Origin of the sequence: Nonomuraea sp. NPDC051191 (assembly GCF_044455665.1) — a bacterium.
GTDB lineage: Bacteria > Actinomycetota > Actinomycetes > Streptosporangiales > Streptosporangiaceae > Nonomuraea.
In genome coordinates, this window is sequence record NZ_JBITEZ010000019.1 from 41,146 (window position 1) to 64,834 (window position 23,689).

Genomic DNA, 23,689 nt, shown 5'->3' on the forward strand with positions numbered 1-23,689 from the left:
CGATGCCGGAGCTTACTTACGGTCTTCTTCCGCCGGGCTTAAGGCCGCCGGGGGGCGGAATCGGAAGGGAAAAGGCCTGCGAATGGCGCGGGATTCGCGTCAGGCGCCGCCCGCCCGGAATGCCGGCGGAAATCCCGGCGAAAGCCGGTCAGGCCCGGCGCCGGCCCGACAACCAGGACGCCCCCCACAGGATCGCGCCGACCACCAGCAGGATGCCGGCGATCTCGTACTGGCCCGCCGGGCGCCCGGAGGACCACGGCAGCACCAGGTAGAGGCAGGTGATCGTGCCCACCACGGGGAGCACGCGGCCCGCGTTGAAGTGCTCGGTGCCGGTCACGTCCCGGCGCAGGACGAGCACGGCGACGTTGACCGCGGCGAAGACGGCGAGCAGCAGCAGCGAGGTCGTGCCGCCCAGCAGCGCCACGACCGGGCTGTCGGGGACCAGCGAGACGAACGTGATGAGACCGATCGCGATCACCGTGGTGAACAGGATCGCGGCGTGCGGCGTGCGCCGGGTGGCGTGGACCGCCGACAGGAACGGCGGCAGCACGCCCTGCTTGCTCATCCCGTACAGCAGCCGGCTGGCCATCAGCATGTTGATCAGCGCCGAGTTGGCGACCGCGAACATCGAGATGAACGGCAGCAGCGAGGCGATCGGCACGCCGGGAGCCGCCGTCTGCACCACCGTCACCAGCGGCGTCTCGCTGGCGGCGAGCTGCCCGACCGGCACGACGGCGACCGCGCAGACGGAGACGAGCACGTAGATCACCCCGGTGATGCCGATGCCGGCGAACATCATGCGCGGGAAGATCCGGGTCGGGTCCTTGGTCTCCTCGGCCATGTTGACCGAGTCCTCGAAGCCGACCATGGCGAAGAAGGCCAGCGACGTCGCGGCGCTGACGGCCAGGAACACGCCCTTGTCGGCGGGCGTCTCGAAGGCGACGACCCGGGAGAAGTCGGCGTGGCCGCCGGAGATGAAGTACAGGCTGAGCACGATGACCAGCAGCAGCCCCGACAGCTCGACCGCGGTGAGCACGACGTTGAGCTTGACGCTCTCGCCGACGCCGCGCAGGTTGACGGCCAGGATCAGCAGCATGAAACCCACGGCGATGAGCAGGATGACGCCGTTGCCCGCGTCGAGGCCGAACCCGGTGGACAGGTTGGCGGCGAAGGCCCGCGACGCCGCCGACGCCGACGTGATGCCCGAGCACATCACCGCGAAGCACACCAGGAACGTCAGCGCCTGCTTGCCGAACGCCTTGTGCACGTAGAGGGCGGCGCCCGCGGCCTCCGGGTACTTCGTGACCAGCTCCAGGTAGGAGCAGGCGGTGATCAGCGCGACGACGAAGGCGATCGTGAAGGGCAGCCAGGCCGCGCCGCCCACCTCGCCGGCGACCTGGCCGGTCAGGGCGTAGATGCCGGTGCCGAGGATGTCGCCGACGATGAACAGCAGCAACAGGCCGGGGCCCATCACCCGCTTGAGACTGGGCTGGCCGCTACCGGCCTCCGGCGGGCTGGGGGGACTGATCTGAGCCATGGGGGTGGTCCTTCTCGTCCGTGCGGATGGCGGGCTACGTGCCTTGCGCGGGCGACGGCGAACCCCGGCCGGTCGGCGCGCGCCGCCGGGACCACGTGATCTCGACCGTCATCCTGACACTGTACGATCCCCGCTTGTCATCCGTGAACAGGTCGTCACGCTGAGCTTCCGTCCCGGCATGCGAAAGGCGCGGCGGCCGGACAGCCGCCGCGCCGTGAGGGGTGCGGGGGCCGGCCCGCGGCGCGGGAGCCGTCGCCGCGGGCCGGGGAGGTCAGTGGAGGCCGAGGAGGGGGAGGCGGGATCGGGCGGCCTGGGCCGAGGTGGCGTACCAGACGCCGATCAGGCCGACCAGGCTGGAGGGGTCGGCGACCTCGCAGGTCACGCTCGTCTCGTCCACCCGGTACGCCCCCGGCACGCCCGCCGCCAGCTCGGCCGCCGCCGCCGTCTGGAAGCCGCCGGTCAGCACCAGCCGCTCCGGGATCGGCACCGGACGCAGGGTGGAGGCGTTCCGCACGGCCTCGGCCGCGGCCGCGGCGACCAGTGCCCGGGCCCGCCGCGGATGCAGGCTGTCGGCCGCCGTCACGCCCTCGGCCCGCTTGACCGTCACCGTCAGCGCCCCGGGCAGCCGCCGTCCGGCCAGCTCGCAGATCTGGTCGTCGCCGGTCACCAGGCCCACGGGCACGCCGTGCTCGGCCGCGAGCAGCGCGTTGACCTCGGCCTCGGAGACGTACTCGCCGTTGAGCTTGAGCCAGGCGAACAGCGACGAGAAGCTGTGCGCGAGCACCCCCGGGCAGCCGCCGGGCGCGTGGTAGCCGACGAACAGCGCGACCCCGTGCCGCTCGCCGATCCCGTGCGCCATGCACTGCGCCTTCGGGCTGCCGGTGATCAGCCGGGCCCGCTCGTCGAGGGCGTCCTGAAGGAAGTTGTCCATCGTGCCGTGGCTGTCGTTGACCGTGACGCTGTCCGCGCCGGCCTCGAACGCCCCGGCGATCGCGGCGTTCGCCTCGGCGGTCATCAGCTCCTGGGCGCGCGGATATCCGTGTCCGCCACGCGAGACCTGGTCGATCGTCGCAATGCCGGAGATGCCTTCCATGTCCACGGATATGTAGACGTCCATTGGATTCCTCTCACACGGGGGGTTGGCCAGCTTCCCCCAGAAGCGTCGCTGTGTCTTCGGACCACCGCACAACGCGGCGGCCCGCGTTTTCGTGTGCGCGCACGATGCTGCACCTGCGGCTGATCCCGCCCGGGGGCGTGCCGGAAGGGCTGCAAGCCGGGAGCAATCACCGCGCAAGGGGCGGATCCTAGCGTCGGAGCGTGTCCAGACGACTGCTTCTCGGCGGCGCCGCCCTCGCGACGACCGCCACGCTGACGCTCGGCCTTCCCGCCGTCGCCCCGGCTCTCGCCGCCACCCCGGCCTCCTCCGCCGCCGCCCCCGCGCCCGGCAAGGTGGCGGGCAAGCTGTTCCGCGCCTGGCTGGCCCGCGACCGCGCCGCCGCGGCCGCGGTCGCCACCCCCGCCGCGGTGAGCACGATCTTCACCTACGCCTACCGCGCCCCCGACCGCTTCGACGGCTGCTCGAACGGCGTGTGCCGGTACGTGCACACCAGCGTGCGCGTGCCCGGCGGCCTGAACGGCATCGCGATGGCCGTGACCGGCTCCAAGGTCACCAAGGTCTACCTGTCACGGCACGTCGAGCGGCCGTCCGCCGCGGCCGGGCACCTGTTCGCCGCCTGGAAGCGCGGCGACAGGTACGCGGCCCTGGAGGTCGGTGCCGAGGGCGCGGTGCGGACGCTGTTCCGGGTCAGGTACGACCCGCGCGGCGTCGTCCACCAGTTCCAGGGGTGCACCAAGGAGCCGAAGGGCTACGCGTGCGCCTGGTCCTACGAGGGCGGCGCGATGTTCATGCACGTGCGCGGTTCAAGGACGACCGGCTACGACGTGCGCTCGATCAGCTACACGGCCGACTGACGGTCAGCCGCCGGCCAGGTCGTTCGCGGCCACGTAGCCGAAGGTCATGGCCGGTCCGATGGTCGAGCCCGAGCCCGCGTAGCTGTGGCCCATGACGGCGCCGCTGGCGTTCCCGGCGGCGTACAGGCCGGGGACGACCGAGCCGTCGGCGCGCAGCACGCGGGCGCGGGCGTCGGTGCGCAGGCCGCCCTTCGTGCCCAGGTCACCGGGGACGATCTTGAAGGCGTAGAACGGCGGCAGCCAGAGCGGCGCCAGACACGGGTTGGGCCGGACGTACGGGTCGGCGTAGTAGTGGTCGTAGGCGCTGTCGCCGCGGTGGAAGTCGGCGTCCCGCCCGGCCAGGGCGAACCCGTTGAACCGGGTGACCGTGGCCCGCAGGGCGGCCTCCGGCACCCCGATCTTCCGGGCGAGCTGCTCGATCGTCGGGGCTCTGAACACGGCGCCGCTGTCGTACCAGGAGTCGGGGAAGGGCAGCAGCGGGGCGATGTCCTTGAACAGGTACTTGTCGCGGTACTGCTGGTCGATGATCAGCCAGGCGGGGATGTGCGGGTCGGACGGGGTGTTGCGGTCGTACATGACGTGCACGACGTCGCTGTAGGGCGCGGCCTCGTTGACGAAACGCCGGCCTGCGCCGTTGACGATGACGCAGCCCGGCAGGGTCCGCTCGGCCAGGCAGAAGTACGGCTCGCCGGGCAGCGGGATCACCGGCCCCCACCAGGCGTCGTCCATCAGGTCCAGCGCGGCGCCGGCCCGCTCGCCGGCCTCGATGCCGTCGCCGGTGTTCTCCTTGGCGCCGACGGTCCAGCTCGTCCCGATGGGCTGGCGCTGGAACTCGGCCCGCATCGCCGCGCTGTGCTCGAACCCGCCCGACCCGACGATCACTCCGCGCCTGGCCCTGACCACCCCGGCCGGGGTGACCACGCCCGCGACCCGGCCGTCCTCGACGTGCAGGCCGAGCAGCGGCGTGTTCAGCCACACCGGCACCCCGGCGGCCAGCAGCCCGGCGCGCAGCCCCGCGGCCAGCGCCTGCCCCATCGTCAGCGGCTTCTCGCCGCGCAGCGCGGCCTCGGTGCCCCGCAGCAGGCACGCCGCCGACACCGCCGCCCCCTTCGGGTTGACCAGGGCGAGCGTCAACCACTTGTAGTCGGCGCTGAAGACCACCATGCCCGCCGGGGTCGCCATGTACGGCGGGTTCAGCCGGGCCAGCTCCGGGCCGAGGAGGTTGCCGTCGAACTGGTCCGGCTCGATGGAGCGCCCGCCCGGCATCCCGCCGGGGAACTCCGGGTAGTAGTCGGAGTACCCCTCCATGAACCGGAAGCGCAGCGGGCTGTTGCGCGTCACGAACGAGATCATCTGCGGCCCCGCGTTCAGGAACGCCTGCTGCCGCGCGGCCGGGACGGTGTCGCCCACCACGCGGGCCAGGTACGCGGCGGCCTTGGCGGGCGTGTCCGGCACCCCGGCGGCCAGGATCACCTCGTTGCACGGGATCCAGATGCCCGCCCCCGACCGCGCGGCGGACCCGCCGAACGTCGGCGCCTTCTCCAGCACGACGGTGCTCAGGCCGCGCTTGGCGGCGGTGAGGGCGGCGGTCATCCCGGCGGCCCCGGAGCCGACCACCACCACGTCGTAGTCGGCCTCGGCGTAGGCCGGGTCCTGGCCGAGCGCCGCGCCGGTGACCAGGATCCCGCCCGCGATGAGCAGGGAACGGCGGCTGCGCCCCTGGGGGGTGAGGTCGTCGGAGGCCGCTGAGGCAGGTCGCATCGGTGATCCCTTCGACAGGGGAGAGCCGGTCGGCCCCCTCGCCGAAACGAGCATGCGCTTGGTTGGTTACCCTGTCAACGGCCCCGCCGGACGCCCAGATCCTTGACGTGGCCCGCCGTGCCGGTCGCCGTCAGGGCGGTGGCGAACAGGATGAGCTGGTTGAGCACCTTCAGGAACAGCAGCATGCCCGCCGCGCCCGCGACGACCCGGTAGGCGGGGTTGGCCGCGGTGAGGTTGACGTAGACCTGGCCGATCGTCTTGAGGATCTCCAGCCCGGCGGTGATGACCAGCGCCGGGCCCATCACGCGGCGCAGCGGCACCCGCAACCGGGGCGGCGCGGTCAGCAGCGCCATGGCCAGCAGCGTGTTCACGCCGAGGCCGAGCACGATCCCGGCCGCGGTGAGCACCCACTGCGCCGGCAGGGCCTCCACGCCCACGGTGAGCACCGCCAGCCAGGTCAGCAGCCGCTCGGCGGCGAAGGCGACGGCGAGGCACAGGGCGAGCAGCAGCCCGAGCCCGGCCATCACGCCCAGGTCGATGAGCTGGCGCAGGAGGAAGCGCCCCGGGTACTCGTCGAGCTGCCAGATCGCCCGGGTGGCCGAGCGCAGGGTGTCCATCCAGAACAGCCCGGTCACCGGCAGCGCGACGAAGGCCACCGCGCCGGCCGTGCCCCCGGCCTCCCGGATCGCCTGGACGTCGAGGCGCGGGAAGTTCTCGCTCAGGTAGTGCTGGACCGTGGCGAGGACCGTCGGGTCGTCCATGACGTGGCCGAGGATGCCGAAGGCCAGCAGGGCCAGGGCGAAGGTGGCGAAGAAGGAGTAGTAGGTGAGGGCCGCCGACAGCCGGCCGGCGTCGGCCTTGTCGTAGCGCACCACGGCGCGGGACAGGTGGTCGAGCCAGCCGTGCCGGTCGCGGGCCCGCTGCCAGGCCGCCGCCAGGCGCTTGTGCGGTCCGGTGGCGTTCATGGCGCGGGGTCCCCTTCGCTCGCGTCCCGGTGGCCGTACGCCGCCGGGTGCTCACCGTACCGCCATGAGCCGATCAGCAGGGGAACGGGCGGGGTACCGTCGGGCCCGCCCGGCGGGGTGACCGCGGCCACTGGGCGTGCGGGCCGGCCCGGTGCGGCCCGGTGGGTGACCGCGGTCGCCGGGTGGGCGGCCGCGGTCGTTGCGGTCAGCGGAGGTCGAAGGCGCGGAGGGTGGTCTGCCTGACGCGGTTGCCCGCCGCGTCCCACGCCTCCACCTTCAGGCTCACCGCGCCCTTGGTGGCGCGATGGGCCGGGTACTTCGCGCCGGCGGTGTAGACGCCGTCCCGGCCCTTCTTGAGGTCGGCGGGCTGCCAGGTGGCGCCGTCGTCGGTGCTGGTCCACAGCCGCACGCCGGTGATCGCCGGCATCTTCGCCGCCGACGGCCCGTGGTAGGCCTCCAGCTCGAACGTGTGCCTGCGCCCGGCCGCGACCGTGTTCCCGGCGGACAGGCTGTCACCGAGGTCGTAGCTGACGTAGACCGCCGGCGTGGTGCGGCACTGCTCGACCAGCCCGTCCAGGAACCAGGCGTAGCAGTTGACGCCCGGCCTGAGCTGCTCCTTGGCCGGCGGCGCGGTGAACGTCCACTCGATGTCCTGCTGGGCGTTCTTGGCCGTCAGCCGGTAGACGCCCGGCTCCTTGGGCAGCGGGTAGCGCGGCAGCGTGTCGAACCCCGGCACGGGGGCGTTCGGCAGCTCCTTGCCGTCGCGGTACAGGTGCAGCTCGTACCGCGGCGCGAGGTCGCCGAACGAGCTGCCGTCGTCGCGCCGTTCCCCGACCCCGTTGACCAGGGACGGCGTCACCCACAGGTTGCCGTCGTGCACGCAGATCGCGCACGGCACGCCGATGACGTTCTGCTTGAGCGGGGGCGCGTCCGGGTCGCCGCCGAGCGCGTACAGCTTGTCGGAGGCCGTCGAGGCGCCCGGCGTGCTCGGGGTGGCGAACCACTTCTGGACGGTGGTGCCCGGCCGGTCGAACACCTCGTCCCGGTAGCGGGTCTCCTGGATCTCCGCACCCGGCTCGGACCCGACGAGCGCCGACAGGCCCGCCTCGCTCACGGTTCTGGCATCGAGCGGCCAGATGTACTGCGACCTGCGCTCGGGCATCGGCATCGACCAGTGCATGAGGTCGGTGTTGGTCGTCGTGTAGGAGATGTCGTCGGTCCGCCAGGACGCGCGCCAGCTCATGTACTTCGTGTACGGCGCGCCGTGCACGTCGAGGTCGACCTGGTGCAGCCGGCGCTCGCTCACCTCGTACCGCATCGAGTCCGGGACGCGCCCGTCGGCGGACGGCCTGAACACGTACGAGTACGGCGTGACCGGCGTGCCCTCGACCCGGACGGTCACCTTGCCCCGCCCGGCCTCCTCGCGGATCTTCACGCCCTCGGCGTTGGAGACGTAGGCGACGGGGATGTCGACCGGCTTGAACGGCCCGCTGAACGGCTTCTGCGAGATGGGCAGCGGAATCGGGCAGGAGGCGGCCTGCTCGTTGAAGGCCAGGACACCGGCGGCGCCCGCGTCCCTGATCGGCCCCACGCGCTCGATCTGCAGGCCGCACACCGGTCCGAGGACGCCCTCGGTGGGCTCGGCGTCGACCAGCACGAGCGCGCCGCGCAGGTCCTTGCCCGCCAGCTCCTCGGGACGGCCCTTGCCCGCGTCGACCACCCGCAGGTCCTTGCTTCCCGCGAACGGGACGTACCCGGGATGGATCTCACCCGAGTCGATCACGTGGACGCGGGTGACCGGGTGCAGGGTCGTGCGCTTGGAGGCGCGCATGGTCATGGTGACCTCGGGCACGCCCAGCTCCCACTGGCCGGTGAAGCGGAAGCCGCCCTTGGTGACCTTCCTGGTCGGCAGCGCCCACGTCTTCTCCCACGCGCCGACCGGACGGCTCGCCAGCAGCGTGCCGCCGTAGACCTTGCCGTTGGGCAGGGTGCGCTGGAAGAAGACGTCGTGGGCGTTGTTCAGCGGCTGCGCGGTCTTCGGGGCGCTGAAGCTGATCTCGGTGGCCTTGCGGGCGTCGAGGGTGACCTCGGTGTCGCCCGTGATGGTCAGCTCGGGCTCGAACAGCCAGGCGCGGTTGGCGCGGTCGTCGCCGTCCACCCAGTCGAGCACCTGGAGCAGGCTGACGGTGCCCGCCGGGACGCGGGTCACGACCAGGCCCGTGTCGTCGATGCGGTGGGGGCCGAGCACGCCCTTGTTGCCGTCGACGTCCAGGACGCTCATGGCCGACGGGGTGCGCGGCTTGCCGTCCCGGTCGAGGGTGCGGATGGTCAGGTCGTACTTGGGGACGTCGCGGACCGCGCCGAGCGGCGTGGTGAGCCGGACGCCGTCGGCCTCGGCCGTCACGGCCCCGCTGTAGGTGCCGACGGCCAGCTCGGCCGGGTCGAGGGTGACGGTGGTGGCGGCCGTGCCGCCGGCGGGGACGGTCAGCGTCGCGTCGGCGAGCACCGGCTTCGCGGCGCCCATCGCCGCCTTCAGCGTGAGCGTGACGGGCCGGTCGCCCAGGTTGCGGTAGGAGACCTCGCCGGTCTTCGCCGCGCTGCCGGCCTCCAGCAGGCCGAAGTCCACGCCGCCGCCGGCGAACACCTGCTGGCTGGTCGCGCGGTCCAGGTCCACCCGGCCGGCGCCCTGCTCATAGACGGTGAAGCCGTCGTCCTTGGAGGTGGACATCAGGGCCGTCTTGAGCTGCTGGCCCGTCCAGTCGGGGTGCTGCTGCGCCAGGATCGCCACGGCGCCGGCCACGTGCGGCGTGGCCATGGAGGTGCCGGAGGCGCCGGTGTAGCTCGCGTCCACCGGGGAGCCCATGGCGGTGCCGGCCGCCCGCGCGGCCACGATGTCCACGCCGGGCGCGGCGATGTCGGGCTTGAGCCCGCCGCCGGGGCGCGGCCCGCGGCTGGAGAACGCGGCGAGCTGGTCCTTCTTGTCCACCGCGGCCACGGTCAGCGCGGCGTCGGCGGCGCCGGGCATGCTGATCGTCTCGGCCTCGTACAGGTTGCCCGCGGCGACCACGAACAGGGTGCCGGTCTCGGCGGTCAGGTCGTTCACGGCCTGGCTGAGCGGGTCGGTGCCGTCGCTGGGCGGGCCGCCGAGGCTCATGCTGACGGCCTTGGCGCCGCTGCGCGCGGCCCACTCCATGCCCTCGATGATCCACGACTCCTGGCCGGAGCCGGTGTTGTCGAGCACCTTGCCCACGACGAGCTGGGCGCCGGGGGCGACGCCCTTGTACTTGCCGCCCGAGGCCGCGCCGGTGCCGGCGATGGTGGAGGCGACGTGGGTGCCGTGCCCGTGCCCGTCCTTGACGGGCTCCTCCGGGACGAACGACTTGCTGTCGGCGATCTTCCCGGCCAGGTCGGGGTGGCCGGTGTCGGCGCCGGTGTCCAGGACGGCGATCTTCACGCCGGTCCCGTCCTGGCCGCGTTCCCATGCCTGGTGTGCGCCGATCATGGGGACGCTCACGTCCAGGTCGGCCTTGACCTTGGCGTCCAGCCACAGCTTGGCGATGCCGCCGTTCAGCTTGCCGGGCGCCTTGGCCAGGCCCTCCCCGGCGCTCTGCCCGCCGCGTACGGCCTGCCAGAACGCGCCCGCCTCGGCCTTGGTGACGTCGAGGGCGGAGGCGTGGATGCTCTCCAGCGTCCGGGTGGGGTCGCTGGCGGGGACGGCGGCGGCCGACCGCTTGACCGCGGCCTCGGGCTGGTCGCCCGGGTACTGCACGATGACCGGCAGCCGCTTGGCCACGTCGTCGGCGTAGCCGTTCTCGGCCAGGTACTTGACGTCGAACAGCCGCCGGTCCACCAGCCCCGCCTGGACGGCGGCGATCGCGTCGTCCGGCAGCACGAAGACGCCGTCCGGGGTGAACTGGGTGAACAGGTTGATCCGGCGGCCGTCCTGGCGGGTGCCGGGGGCCGGCTCGACGTGGTACCGGCCGGCGGCCGACCGGGTGAGCTGCACCTTGTCGCCCGTGATCAGCGTGACGGTGACCTTCTGGGCGCGCACCCCGGACAGGGCGACGTCCTTGGCGGCCTGCGCGGGGACAGCGGGGACGGCGGGGGAGGCGGGGGAGGCGGGGGAGGCGGGGGAGGCGGGGGCGGGGGTGTCCGGCGTCGCGGCGGTCGCCGGACCGGCGGTCAGCACGCCGGCGAGCGCGGTGACCGCGGTCAGCAGGACGCCTGTCCGGCGCGCCAGCGGGGGGCGGGGCAGTGCCATGGTGGCCTTTCTGGCGGGGGGAGGGGGTCAGACGGGCTCGAAGCCGTCCGGGGGGCGAGGAGGTTCCGGGGTCTCCTCGTGGAGGGAGGAGGCGTCGGGGACGGGGTCGTCCGGGTCCGGCCGGCCGGGGTCGTGGGTGCTTTCGGACATGCCGAAAGTGTCGCGGCAGCCGTATGGGGTGGGGTATGGGGTGCCCTATGGGGAAAAATCCCCAACTTGCCGATTCAGTCGCCGGGGAGGAGGTGGCGGGCCAGCTCCGTCCGCGACCGCGCCCCCACCTTCCGCATGGCCGCGCTCACGTGTTTGTCCACCGTCTTCGGCGACAGGAACAGCTCCCTGGCGATCTCCTGGTTGGTCAGCCCCTCGGCCGCCAGCCGGGCCACCTGCTCCTGCCGGGCCGACAGCGCGTGGTCGTTCCCCGCCTGCGCGGGAGCGCTCTGCGCGGCCGGGCGCACGCCCCATCTGCGGCCCAGCCCGGTCGCGCGGTCGAGGTCCCAGCGTGCCCCGAGGTCGGCGTACACGGCGACGGCCCGGCCCAGCCGGACGGCGGCCTCGGGGGCGTCGAGGGCGAACAGGCACGCGGCGGCCTGCTCGCTCGCCTGCGCGGCCTCGTACCGGGCCGGGACCGTCTCGAAGGCGTCGGCGGCGGCGGCGAACTCGGCCGCGGCCCGCGCCCACCGCCCTTCGGCGGCGGCCAGCAGGCCGCGGGACTGCGCGAGCGCGGGCGCGGCCAGCGGCGCGTCGAGCCCGTCCACCCGGGCGGCGTGCCGCGCCACGACCTCGGCGGCCTCCTCCGGACGGCCCGCCGCCAGCAGCGCCTCGGTCAACCCCGGCAGCGCGCGGACCGCCACCGGCCACAGCTCGCTCGCCTCCCAGTGGCGGCCCGCCTCGACGGCCGCCTCGATCGCCGCCTCCGGCTCGCCCCGCGCGGCGGTCAGCCTGAGCAGCATCGCCAGCGGCAGCACGAGGTCGTCGTACTGCCCCCGGGTACGCGCCTCGGCGGCGGCGTCGAGCAGCGGCGGCAGCGCGGCCTCCTGGCGGCCCTGCACCGCGGCCAGGCAGGCGGTCACGATGTCGACGAGGATGCGCTCGTGCGGCTCGTCGCCGAACTGGTCGCGCAGCTCCTGGAGCCTGGCCGGCAGCCCGTGCCAGGAGCCCTCGAAGTAGTCGGCCGCGGCCAGGTTCACCAGGCAGCGCAGTTCGAGCCGTTCGCGCAGGTCCGGCTCGGCGCCCTCCTCGACCGCCGCGGTCAGCAGGCGGCGGCCCCGGCGGTGGTGCCCGCTGAACAGGGCCGCGCCCCCGATCGAGCGGTAGGCGTTGACCTCGCGGCGCAGCAGCCGCCGCCCGCCGGTCTCCCGCAGCAGGTCGTCGGCGAGCACGGCCCAGCGCGGGTCGCCCATCACCACGAAGATCATCGCGATCTTGCCGAGCACCAGCATGCGCATGGCCGGGTCGGCGACGGCGGGCAGCGTCGCCAGCGCCCGTTCCAGCCACGACATGGTCTCCTCCGGCGGCAGGCCGCTGGGCGGGCGGCCGACGCCGGCCATGGCCCACGCGGCCAGCCCCGGTTCGCCGGCCAGGTCGTCGGCGGCCCGCGCGAACGCCTCGCCGATGCGGGCGCCGTCGATGCGGGTGCGTTCCAGATGCAGCGCCAGCAGCAGCCGCAGGTGGCCGTGGAACGGGGGCGGCACGTCCTGCTCCAGCGCGCCGGTGACCAGGTCGGCGACCGGCGGCGGGCGCAGCAGCTCCAGGGCGGCCCAGCCCAGCTTCACCGTCAGCTCGGCGCGCCGGGCGGCGGGCAGCTCGGCGCCGCGCAGGACGTCCTCCAGCAGGCGCGCGGCCTCGGCGTCGTCACCCAGCCTCGACGCCTGCTCGGCCGCCTCGATCGCGGCCTCCACCCACTGATCGGCCCGGCCGGCCTGGCGCAGGTGGTGGGCCAGGCGGCCCAGCGGGACCGGGCGCAGCTCGCGTACGGTGTCGGCGGCGGCCGCGTGCAGGGCCTGCCGGCGGCCCAGCGGGATCGCCTCGTAGACCGCCTGCGCCGCCAGCACGTGCCGGAACCCGACCAGCCCGCCGGTGTCGGCGAACAGCCCGGAGCCGAGCACCTCGTCGATCGCGCCGACGTCCGGCCCTGACAGCAGGGCGACCGGCACCGGCAGTTGCAGCACGGCGGCCCGTTCCGCCACCTCCTTGGCGCCGGGGGAGAGCCGGGCCACCCGTTCCCGTACCGAGGCGCGCACGCCGCTCGGCACGTCCAGCTCCTCCAGGGCCCGCCGCGCCCAGCCGCCCTCCCACCGGATCAGCGTGCCGCGGTCGCGCAGCAGCGCCAGCAGCTCCTGGACGGCGAGCGGCAGCCCGGAGGCCCGCCCGCACAGGTGCTCGGCGAACTCCGCCGTCACCTCCTCGGCCCCGAGGATCACCGAGGCCATCACCCGCGTCTGGGCGGCGTCGAGCGGCGGCAGCACCAGATGCTCGGCCGCGATCGTGTGGGGGGCGCGCGCGGTGATCGCGCGTACCGCCCCGGACGCCTCCTCGCTCCGGTACGTCAGCACCACCCGTAACGTGCCGGGCAGCACCGACATCAGGTACGTCAGGAACTCGACCGTCTGCCCGTCGGCCCAGTGGAGGTCCTCCACCGCCAGGACGGCGGGGCCCAGCGCGGTCAGCACCTCGGCGAGCCCCCGGAAGACCCGGTGCCGCTCGGCCGCCCGGTCGTCGAGCGGCGGCGGCGTCTCCGGCAGCACGCCGGCCAGCTCCGGCAGCAGCTCGCGCAGCGCCCCGGCGACCGGCGACAGCGCCGCCCCGTCCAGCTCGGACGCGCGCCCGCGCAGCGCCTCGACGACGGGCCCCAGCGGGAACGGCTCCCTGATCTGGACGCAGGCCCCGCTCAGCACCCGCAGGCCCGCCACCGCGGGATCGCCGAGCAGCTCGGCCGTCAGCCTGGACTTGCCGATGCCGGCCTCGCCCTCGACGACGGCCACGGCGGGCGCCCCGGCGACCAGCGCGACGAGCCGGGCGAGCTCGCTCTCCCGACCCACCAGAACCGGGGAGACCACCCGCCCAGCACGCACCCGCTCATTCAACTGCACACGAACCCATAGATCAACGTCAGGGCACTCCGCCGCGTCAGGCGGGGGCGATGCCGTCGTAGTCGATCAGCAGGTGGCGCGGGCCGCGCAGCACCGCGCTGGGCCGGTACGGCGGCGGGTCGGCGACCAGCCGCGGATTGCGCACCCTGCGCACCAGCTCGCCCAGCACGACCTGCGCCTCCAGCCGGGCCAGCGGCGCGCCGAAGCAGTAGTGGACGCCGCCGCCGAACCCCAGGTGCTCGTTGGGCCTGCGGCACGGGTCGAACCGGTCGGGCTCGCGCACGTGGGCCGGGTCGCGGCTGCCCGCCGCCAGCGCGAGCACGACGGGCGAGCCCGCCGGGATCGTCACGCCGCCGACGACCACGTCGTCCAGGGTGACCCGCGAGGAGACGAGCTGCACGGGCGGCTCGAAGCGCAGCAGCTCCTCGACCGCGGTGATGACGAGGTCGGGGTCGGCGCGCACGCGTTCCAGCAAAATCGGGTCGCGCAGCAGGGTGAGCATGCCGTTGGCGATGAGGTTGATCGTGGTCTCGTGCCCGGCGATGAGCAGCAGCAGGGAGGTGGCGACGACCTCCTCCGGCGTCATGCGGCCGTCGGGCCCCTCGTAGGTGACGAACCCGGACAACATGTCGTCGCCCGGCTCCCGCCGCCGCTCCTCGGCCAGCCCGGCGAGGTAACGTTCCAGGTTCTCCGACACCGCCTGACGCTCCCGCGCCCGCTCGGCGCGGTCCTCCTCGCCCGGCCCGAGCGTCTCGACGATCTGGTCCGCCCAGGCGTGGAACTGCTGCTCGTCCTCCGCCGGGACGCCGAGCAGCCGGCAGATCACCGCGATCGGCAGCGGGTAGGCGACCTCGTCGACGACGTCGGCCCGGTTCTTGCCCGCCAGCGCGTCGATCAGCTCGGTGGTGGTGGCCAGCATCATCGGGCGCAGGCCGTCCACGACGCCCGGCGAGTGCGGCGGGCCGAAGTGGCGCATGGTCAGGCGGCGCAGCCGGTCGTGCTCCGGCGGGTCGAGCCGGATGAAGGCGGGCGCGTGCTCCGGCGTCTCCGGCGCGTCGGCCAGGTTGCGCCGGTCGGAGCTCACCCGCGGGTCGTGCAGCAGCTCGACGATCTCCCGGTACGTGCTGACCACGTACGAGCCGTCCTTCAGCCGGGTCACCGGGTTCCTGCGCAGCTCCCCGAGGGACGGATAGGGGTCGGCGCGGCCGGCCGGGTCGAGGATGCGCTGGAAGGCGGCGTCCGAGGTCATGTCCTGCACTCCTGTCTGGGTTCCTGCCGGGTCAGCTCTGCGGCGCGTGCAGCAGCGAGGCGCGCCGCTCGGCCGGGTCGTGGCCGGTCACCACGACCGTCGCCCCCTCCGCCGCGATCAGCCGCTCGGGCACCCGGGCCGGTACGGGCCGCGCCTCCCCCCGCTGGTCGACGTGCCGGAAGGCGGGCGGGAAGGGCGTGGCCCGCTCGATCAGCCGCTGGTAGAACTCCAGCCACATGCCCTGGTCGAAGGTGACCGCGGCGGTGACCCGGCCCTTGTAGCCGTAGACGGCGACGAAGCGGCGCTCGTCCGTCGAGCCCTGGGTGACGACCAGCTCGTCGGCGAAGGTCGGCACGCCCACCGACTTGATGTTGACCCCGAACTGGCTGGACCAGAACACCGGCACCGATAGATGCGGCCAGCGGTGCGTCTGGTCGCTGACCATGTTGTGGGCCGCGATCTCGGCCTGCGTGACCGCGTTCCCCCAGTGCTCCAGCGTCATGAACTGGTACTGGTACAGCGGGTGCGGGAAACGGGCGATGTCGCCGGCGACGAACACGTCGTCGGTCACCAGGCCGTTGGTGTCCACGGCCCGGCAGCCGGCGTCGCAGGCCACCCCCCACACGCCCGCGGCCAGCCCCGAGTCGCGCAGCCACTCGACGTTGCGCACCGAGCCGAGCGCGACCACGGCGACCTCGGCCTCGACCGTGCTGCCGTCCGACAGGCGGGCGCCGCGCAGCCGCCCGTGCCCGTCGCCCTCCAGCGAGGTGACCGTGGTGCCGCACCGCAGGTCCACGCCGTGCTCGCGGTGGAGCTGGGCGGCCACGTCGCCGATCACGCCGCCGAGTGCGTTGACCAGCGGGGCCTGGCCGCGTTCGACGACCGTCACGGGCAGGTCCAGCTCGCGGCAGACCGAGGCGATCTCGCTGCCGGTGAACCCGGCGCCCAGGATGAGCACCCGGTTGGGACGGGCGGCCAGCGCCTCCCGCAGCCCGGCGGCGTCCCGCATCGAGCGCAGCGTGTGCACGCCCTCCAGCCGGGCCTCCTCCTCGTTCGGCCAGGGCCGGGCGCGGGTGCCGGTGGCCAGCAGAACCCGGTCGAAGCCGACCTCGCGGCCGTCGTCCAGCAGGACGCGCTTGCCGGCCACGTCCAGGCCGGACGCCCGGGTGCCCCACATCCAGTCGGCCTCGACCTCCCGCAGGCGGGGCAGCATGACGTGGTCGGGCGGCACCTGTCCCATGAGGACCTGCTTGGACAGCGGCGGCCGGTCGTACGGTTCGGAGGACTCGTCCCCGATCACCGTCAGCGACCCGGTGAAGCCCTCCCGCCTGAGCACACCGGCGGCCCGCGCCCCGGCCAGGGACGCGCCGACGATGACGATGCGCCCGTCGGTCATCCCGCGCGCCGGCGGGCTGGGCGGCTCGGACGTGAGCCGGGTCGCCGTCCAGTCGAGGTGGATGGCCTGGACGGGGCAGGCCGCCGCCGCGCGCAGCACGTGCTCGCGCCGCTCGTCGCCGGGGTCCAGGTCGTACAGGAGGGACTCCTCGCGCATGGTGAAGACGTCGGGCGCGAGGAAGGCACACTGCCCGTACCCCTGGCAACGCGTCAGATCGACGACGACTTTCACCGGCCATCCCCCCGTCGAGCGAGCCGCGCGCCCGTTCCCCGGTCGGCGCGCCCGGCCCGGAATGGCCTACCCCCGCCGCCCGCGCCCGTAGCCCGCGCGCGGCGATCCTGCCCTGGTCTTTAGGCGCCGGGGAGGGAAAACACGCCGTTCCCTCCCCGGCGGGACCCGGTGCCGTAACCGGGCCTTTGAGCAGCCGGTAGGCATTTGTCAGTGATCGCCGATAACGTTCCGCGCAACGTGGCGGCGGGAGATCCGCGCCTCGACACATTCCCATGGCTTCACGACGAGAGGCGGCGGCAATTGGGCTGGCTGGCGGCGGGCGACGCGTACGAGATCGCCCTGATAGATGGCCGGGTCACGGCCAGGGCCACGTCCGGCCGCTCGGCCGGGCGGCAGCTGAAGACGCTGCCGAAGGCGGTGCGCGAGCACCCCGAGGCGGACCGGCTGCGCCGCTTCGCCGAATGGCTCGACCGGCACGCCGCGTCCTGCGTGGCGCACGTGGACGCCTGGATGGTGTCCTCGCTGCCCGTGCCGACCGAGCTGATCGCCCGGGTCTGGCCCGACGAGGCGTGGCAGGCGGCGCTGCGTGACGTGGCGGTCGTCGGCGACGACCCCGACGAGGTGGGCTTCCTGCGGGACGCGACCCCCTCCGGCGAGCTGCGCGCCGTCAACCTCGACGGCGAGACCGTCCGGCTCTCCGCGCGCACGGTGACGCTGCCGCACCCGGTGCTCCTGCCCGACCTCGACGACCTGCGCGAGTTCGCCGCGGAGCTGGGCATCACGCAGAAGGTCGAGCAGATCCACCGGGCCATCTGGCGCAAGCCCGCCGAACAGGGCGAAGGGGTGCGCCAGGTGAAGGAGTTCGCGGGCGGCACGTACGCCTCCAGGTTCGGCGTGGCGGCCCGCGCCACCCAGCTCGGCTACCGCGTCTCCGGCGGCTTCGCCACCTGCCAGGTGCGCGACGGCGGCCGGCTCACCGAGGCCGCCGTCTGGATCGGCGAGCCCTACTGGGACAGCGAGACGTCCACGGGCGATCTCACCTGGCGCGACCAGGACGGCAAGACGCTCACGCTGCGCGAGGTCGGCCCGGTCGCCTGGTCCGAAGGCATGCGAATGGCCGCCGCGCTGTACGCCGGGCGGCAGGTAGAAGAGGGGAAGAACGCATGACCGGCAACACGTCCGACAGGACCGTCTCCGAGGCGGGCGAGCTGCTCGACGCCGGCGCGGTGCTGCCGCCCGGCACCGAGGGGGCGGGGGAGCGGGCCGTGCCGCTGGTCGCCCGCGCCTACCGGCACCCCGGGCTGGACGACCGGGTGATCGTCCGCCTGGTCACCGAGGAGCTGAGCACCGCCGAGGACGCGGTGGGCGGCTTCCTCGGCCTGGTGCCCGAAGGCGAGCCCGCGGTGGTCGGCCTGGGCCTGCGCCGCTCGCTCGGCTTCCCCGAATGGGTGCTGGTCCACCACCCGCAGGACGGGCACCACGCCCTGGCCGTCGTGCCGGAGCTGGAGCGCGTCGCCCGGCAGACCAGGACCAAGCCCAAGATGGCGCTCGACGCCTACCAGAAGCTGGCCGGGCAGCTCGCCGCGTCCGTCCCGCACTTCCTGCCGACCTTCTACGAGCAGGCCGCCCGCGTGTTCGCCGCGGCCGACAACACCCAGTACGCCGGGCAGCTCTTCTCCGCCGCCCGCCGGGCCGAGGCCCAGCACGGCCTCGCCGTGGACGACGACCGGCTCGACGCGGTGTTCCTGGAGTTCGCGCTGGCCGGTGCGCTGCCGGTCAAGGTGCTGTCCGGGTACGCCAAGGAGCTGACCGCCCGCCTGCCCGCCGCGGAGGCGCTGAGCAGGTTCGCGCGGTTGTGCGTCCGCAGGACCGCGGGCGGCCTGGCCCCCTCGGCGCAGATGGCCGCCGACATCCGCAGGCTCGCCAGGGCCGCCGGCGTGGACGCCGAGGCGGCCGAGCAGGACTACCTGGCCGAGGTGCTGACGCTGCCGGCCGTCATGCAGGCCCCGACCGGCTGGTGGAAGTCCCACGCCCCGGCCGTCGCGGCGCTGGCCCGGCAGCGGCCCGAGCTGAGGGGCACGCTGCTGAACGTCATCCCCGAGGGCCGCGACCGGGAGCTGCCGGGCATCTGGCTCGACATCCTGGAGAGCGCGGACGCGACCGCCGGCCTGCACACCGACGTGCCGGAGGAGGAGCGCTCGGCCGACGGCGCCGCCGGCTGGCTGCGCAGGTTCCTGGCCGCCCGGCAACGGACCTGGGGCGTCCCGCCGCACCTGCCCGCGCTGCACGCCCTGATCGAGCGCATGGCCGACCGGCTGCGCGACGAGCTGACCGCGACCGGCGGCACGATCGCGGTCGACGACGACGCCGACCTGATCGACCTGTTGCTTTCCCGCGGCGTGCCCGTGGCCGACCCCGGCGAAGGCGCCCGGCTGCGCCTGGACGTCTGGGCCGGGCACGAGGACCGGCGCGACCTGCTCGCCCTGGCCGCCGACGGCCGCTTCCACGTCGCCTTCCGGCGCGGCGCCGACCACCTGGACGCCGACGACGAGGGCAGGGCCGCCGTCCGGGCCCTGGCCGGCTCCCTGGGCGGAGGGCCGATGCTGGCCGAATGGGTACGCCTGGTCGCCCGCCGCTCGGCCGCCGCCGGCCTGCCCACCCTGCCCGACGCCCTGCGCCGCCTGTCCTGGCTGCCCGGCGAGGCCCTGGCCCTGGCCGAGGACGAGGTGCGCCAGGCGGCGACCGACGCCGACGTGGCCGGGGTGCTGGCCCGCGCCCTGCGGTCCGGGATCATCGACGAGCTGGGCTGGCCCGCCTTCGAGGAGGCCGCCGCCCAGCTCGTGCCGGAGAAGGACGTCGACGACCTCGTCGTCTGCGACGCCTGGCCCCACCTGGTCGTCGCGGGCACCGCGCAGGCCCGGGTGCTCTCGGCCGACGGCGTCGTGCTCAGCCACGACCTGCGCGTCCCCAGGGACGACACCTGGAGCGATCCCGGCTTCCACTACGTGGACGGCGACCTGCTCGTCTACTGGGACTCCCGCGACCGGACCAACGGGCTGCGCGGCTACTGGCACACCTCCGCCGACCGCGTCCGCGACCTGGACGGGACGGACCGGAGCCGGGGCACCCGCCTGGACTACTACCTGGGCGAGGACCCGGTCAGCCTCGCCGTGCCCGGCGGCGGCCGTACCACCGGGTACGGCACGCTGCACGCCGGCGACACGGCCGTCCCCGACGAGCGGCACCTCATCACCGACGGCACGTCCTTCTGGACGTGGGTCCGGGCGGAACGTGACAGCGGCTGGTACGAGTTCGACCCCGCCGGCGGCGGCATCGGCAGGAGGTCGCTGCCCGCCTTCCTCACTGGCACGTCGGACGACAAGCCCGGCGAGGGCTGGCTGCTGCCGGCCCCCTCCGCCGAGCCCACCCCGGTCGGCGCCCCCGTCGACGGCCTGTACGGCCTGCGCGTGACCGAACTGCCCGACGGCTCCCACCGCGCCGAGGACCTGTCCGGGACCACGGTGACGTTGCCGCCGGACGCCGGCGTCCCGGTGCGCGTGCTGACGTTCCCCGGCGCGGAGCGGCCCTGCGCCGTCGTGCGCACCAGCTACCGGATCAGCCTCGTGGACGCCGACGGCGTCGTGCTGGCCGAGTACCGGACCGACGCCAAGCCGGGCGCGTTCGGCGCGGGCATGCCCATCCTGCCGCCCGAGCGCTACTGGTACTGCCTGCGCCCGCGCGACCTCGACGGCTCGGCGGCGCTGCGCCGCCTGGACCGCGAGACGGCCGCGGCCCTGCTCGAAGCGGCCGAGCCCCAGGGCGCCGACCTGCTCGCGGCGGTCCGCGCGCTGCTGCCGGAGGTCACCCACGAGGCGCTGCGGAAGGGCGTGGCCGGGATCGTCGGCTTCGCCGCCGCCCAGCAGGACGCGGTGCGTACCGTCGTGGCCAACCTCAACCGCGCGCTGGCGGGTGGCCCGGCCGAGGAGCAGGGACCGTCCGGGCCCTCGGACACGCTGCTGGCGGAGGCGATCAACGGCGTCGGCGAGGGCCACGGCCATCACTACTACAGCCGCGACGCCGCGTTCCAGCAGATCCGGGCGGTGGGCCGGGCCGTGACCGGCGGACAGGACCGCCCGCAGGTGCCCAACCACCTCGGCCTGCCCGGACTGCCCGCCTCGAACCTGCGGTGGGAGCGCCTGCTCGACCACTGCGCCGCCGTGGCGTACCGGCTCGCGGCGCCGACCACGCCGGCCGAGCACCGGGACGCGCTGGGCGTGCTGCTGGGCGAGCTGCGTGACGGCGGCCTGCCCATCGCGGCGGGCTCGTCCCGCTGGCGCCGCATGACGGTGACGCTCAGGCGCGAGCACATGGTCGTCGCGGGCGGCTCCCCGGCGGGCGGCTCTGCGGCGGGGGGCTCGCTGTCGGGCGTGCTGCCGCTGGGCGGCGGCGCGTTCATCGTCTTCCTCGACCTGCGGGAGACGGCCGTCGACGGGCTCGAATGGACCGCTCTGCACCACGACCCCGCCGGGGCGTTCGAGGTGCCCGCGCCCTACACCGTCCGCGACCGCTCGCCCGTCGGCGGGGACCGGGAGGCGGGCTGGCTGGAGTCGTTCCTCACCGAGCTGGCCGCGCGCGGCCCGGCCCCCTGGCAGGAGGCCGCCGCCGCGGAGTTCGCCCGGCTCACCGGGGTCTCCCAGACCGCCGCGCGGCTGATCGTCGCCGGGTTCCCGCAGGTGGACACGTACGAGCGGACCTTCCTCGACAAGGAGGCCCGCGCCGTGATCGGCGTGAAGGTGACCGACGCCGCCGTCGCCAAGGACGAGCTGCGCGCCCTCGGCCCGGACGTGCGGCGGGCCGTCACCGGGGCGCTGCTGCCCGCCGACCCGGCCCGCCTGTGGACCGACGGTCCCGACGTCGCCGCCGCCGCACGGGTGTGGAACGACCACGTCGGGCAGCGGCTCGCCCTGCCCGAATGGCTGCTCGGCGAGGCCGCGGGCGCGCTGCGCGCCGCCGGGGTCGACGCGGCGCAGTGCCTGCGCGCGGTGCTCGACCCCGCAGCCGCTCCCGAACTGGGCGTGGACCTGGAGTGGGAGGTGCGCGGCGACCGCGTCCACCCCGTCGGCCAGGGCACCGGGTTCAGCGGGCGGTCGCTGGTCATGGCCGTCGCCACGGCCGCCTGGCTGGCCCACCGGCTGCCCGCCGGGCACCCGCTGCGCGCCGGGCTGCCCGCCGCGCTGTCGGAGGTCCGCGACCGGCTCGCCAACCCCCGGCTGCTGATCGACCTCGACCGGTACGTCGGCCTGCCCGGCTTCAAGAAGGTCGCCGGGACGCCCACCGAGGTCGGCGAAGGCTACGAGCGGTACGGGGCCGTCGTCATGGCGACCTACGACAGCCAGCCCTCGCCCGCGCTCCGCCCCGGCCTGCTCGACGCGGCCGGCGAGGACCCCTACCTGCGGGCCCTGATCGGGCTCAACGGCTCCTTCCCCGCCGTGTCCGCGCTGCGCACCGCCCTCGACCCCCGCTTCGCGGCGCTGCTGGCCGACCCCGGCGACCCGCGCCAGGGCGACCGCGACGCCGACGGCACCTGGTGGCCGCAGGACCCCACCCGCTCGGTGCCCGACCTCGTCGTGGACGTCGCCAAGGCGCACGGCCTCGGCGAGGACGCCGCCGCGGTCTACCTCATGCTGCTGGCCATGCCCGACCCCACCGACCGCAACGCCGCCCGGTGGACCGGCTGGAAGCCGGCCCGGCTCAAGGCCGCGCGGGCCGAGCTGGCCGGCGCCGGCCTGGTCGTCCAGGCCGTGCGCGCCCGCGCCGGGCGCTCGCTGTTCCTGTCCGGCGGCTGGTCGGAGCAGCGGACGCCGCGGCTCCCGCTGGAGCAGTGGAAGCTCCCCATGTTCAGCCCGAACGCGGGCCTCGACGGCCCCCTCGTGCCCGGCGAGCCCGTGGCCGACCTGTACGCCAGGGCGTGGCGGCGCGTCCAGGACGGCGACGTGCCCCGCTTCGAGCAGCTCGACGTCAAACGCGGCCGCCGCCGCTGACCTCCCTCCTACTCCCTTAAGGACCTGAATTCGATGACCCTCACCGACGAGGCGACCTCCGCCACGCAGGTGGTCTCCGCCGAGCAGCGGTACGCCACCGAGCTGGCCTTCCTCGCCGCCCACGACGACGGCCCGCGCCCGCCCGGCTGGCTGCTGACGCCGCGCGCCGTCGTCACCTTCATCTGCGGCAGCGGCGAGGAGACCCTCTCCCTGCCCGCCCGCGACGGCCTGCCGTCCAAGCTGCAGGTGGCGCCCAAGTTCGTCGGCGAACGCTCGCTGGTCGAGCGCTGCGTCGTGACGCTCGCCGGCGAACGCGGCCTGCTGCTGGTCGGCGAGCCCGGCACGGCCAAGTCGATGTTGTCGGAGCTGCTGGCCGCCGCGGTCTGCGGCACCAGCGCGCTCACCGTCCAGGGCACCGCCGGCACCACCGAGGACGCCTTCCGCTACGGCTGGAACTACGCGCTGCTGCTGGCCCAGGGGCCGAGCCGGGGCGCGCTGGTGGACTCCCCGGTGCTGACCGCCATGCGGTCCGGGCGGGTGGCCAGGGTCGAGGAGATCACCCGCTGCCTGCCCGAGGTGCAGGACGCCCTGGTGTCGATCCTGTCCGACCGGCGGGTCAGCGTCCCCGAGCTGGCCGGGACCGGCGACGCGCAGGTGGCCGCCGTCCCCGGGTTCACGGTGATCGCCACGGCCAACCTCCGCGACCGTGGCGTGTCGGAGATGTCGGCCGCGCTCAAGCGGCGCTTCAACTTCGAGACCGTCGATCCCATCTCCGACGCCGCGGCCGAGACGTCCCTGGTGCGGCGGCAGGCCACGGCGGTCGTCCAGCGTGCCGGGGCCGGGTTCGCCGTGGACGACGCGGTGCTGGAGGCCCTGGTCACGGTCTTCCGCGACCTGCGGACCGGGCGGTCCGGCGAGGGCTGGGACGTGGAGCGGCCCGGCACCGTGATGTCCACCGCCGAGGCGGTGCAGGTGGCGGCCTCGCTCGGCGTGGCGGCCGCGTACCTGCCGGGCGGCGACGTCCTCGACCTGGTGCCGGGCCACCTGCTGGGCGTCGTGCGCAAGGACGACCCCGCCGACCACGGACGGCTGCTCGGCTACTGGGACGGGCCGGTGCGGCGGCGCGCCGAGGACGGCTCCGCCATGTGGCGCCGCCTCTGGGACCTGCGGGAGACCCTCCGTTGACCC

Annotated in this window: 13 protein-coding genes; 4 read left to right on the plus strand and 9 right to left on the minus strand. The window is 74.6% G+C overall.

The genetic code is table 11. The features are described 5' to 3' along the window. Positions 1-148 precede the first annotated feature (148 nt). On the minus strand, positions 149-1,537 hold the full coding sequence (locus ACIA8R_RS42625; RefSeq protein ID WP_357709768.1) for an APC family permease: 1,389 nt from the start codon (positions 1,535-1,537) through the stop codon (positions 149-151). A 271-nt stretch (positions 1,538-1,808) separates the two neighbouring features. Further along, positions 1,809-2,654, minus strand: coding sequence for a M55 family metallopeptidase (locus ACIA8R_RS42630; RefSeq protein WP_397043296.1), 846 nt, complete (start codon positions 2,652-2,654; stop codon positions 1,809-1,811). 200 nt (positions 2,655-2,854) lie between these two features. Between ACIA8R_RS42630 and ACIA8R_RS42635 the strand changes: the two genes are divergently transcribed. Next, a complete protein-coding gene (locus ACIA8R_RS42635; protein ID WP_397043298.1) occupies positions 2,855-3,508 on the plus strand; it encodes a hypothetical protein in 654 nt (217 codons plus the stop codon). A gap of 3 nt (positions 3,509-3,511) precedes the next feature. On the opposite strand, the gene kstD is transcribed toward ACIA8R_RS42635, so the two are convergent. From kstD to ACIA8R_RS42670, 7 genes are all read right to left on the minus strand, one after another. Next, entirely contained in the window at positions 3,512-5,269 is a 1,758-nt protein-coding gene (gene kstD, locus ACIA8R_RS42640) for a 3-oxosteroid 1-dehydrogenase (protein ID WP_357703720.1), read from the minus strand. Positions 5,270-5,343: 74 nt separating this feature from the next. Next, a complete protein-coding gene (locus tag ACIA8R_RS42645) occupies positions 5,344-6,234 on the minus strand; it encodes a YihY/virulence factor BrkB family protein (protein ID WP_364093309.1) in 891 nt (296 codons plus the stop codon). A 205-nt stretch (positions 6,235-6,439) separates the two neighbouring features. After that, positions 6,440-10,495 (minus strand): S8 family serine peptidase, encoded by a 4,056-nt coding sequence (locus tag ACIA8R_RS42650; RefSeq protein WP_397043301.1) that lies wholly within the window; start codon positions 10,493-10,495, stop codon positions 6,440-6,442. Positions 10,496-10,522: 27 nt separating this feature from the next. Next, positions 10,523-10,645: a hypothetical protein gene (locus ACIA8R_RS42655; RefSeq protein WP_357703714.1), complete on the minus strand. Its 123-nt coding sequence runs from the start codon at positions 10,643-10,645 to the stop codon at positions 10,523-10,525. 74 nt (positions 10,646-10,719) lie between these two features. After that, complete coding sequence (locus ACIA8R_RS42660; protein ID WP_397043303.1) at positions 10,720-13,566, minus strand: ATP-binding protein; 2,847 nt, start codon at positions 13,564-13,566, stop codon at positions 10,720-10,722. 55 nt (positions 13,567-13,621) lie between these two features. Further along, positions 13,622-14,833 (minus strand): cytochrome P450, encoded by a 1,212-nt coding sequence (locus ACIA8R_RS42665; protein WP_357703710.1) that lies wholly within the window; start codon positions 14,831-14,833, stop codon positions 13,622-13,624. A 31-nt stretch (positions 14,834-14,864) separates the two neighbouring features. Further along, positions 14,865-16,460 (minus strand): FAD-dependent oxidoreductase, encoded by a 1,596-nt coding sequence (locus tag ACIA8R_RS42670; RefSeq protein WP_364093318.1) that lies wholly within the window; start codon positions 16,458-16,460, stop codon positions 14,865-14,867. Positions 16,461-16,760: 300 nt separating this feature from the next. Between ACIA8R_RS42670 and ACIA8R_RS42675 the strand changes: the two genes are divergently transcribed. The 3 genes from ACIA8R_RS42675 to ACIA8R_RS42685 are packed head-to-tail and all read left to right on the plus strand — an operon-like array spanning position 16,761 to position 23,686. Further along, a complete protein-coding gene (locus ACIA8R_RS42675; RefSeq protein WP_397043305.1) occupies positions 16,761-17,627 on the plus strand; it encodes a DUF4132 domain-containing protein in 867 nt (288 codons plus the stop codon). After that, positions 17,624-22,501, plus strand: coding sequence for a DNA-binding protein (locus ACIA8R_RS42680; protein WP_397043307.1), 4,878 nt, complete (start codon positions 17,624-17,626; stop codon positions 22,499-22,501). Before ACIA8R_RS42675 ends, ACIA8R_RS42680 begins: the two co-directional genes overlap by 4 nt. Positions 22,502-22,534: 33 nt before the next feature. Then, positions 22,535-23,686: an AAA family ATPase gene (locus ACIA8R_RS42685; protein WP_364093329.1), complete on the plus strand. Its 1,152-nt coding sequence runs from the start codon at positions 22,535-22,537 to the stop codon at positions 23,684-23,686. Positions 23,687-23,689: the final 3 nt, after the last annotated feature.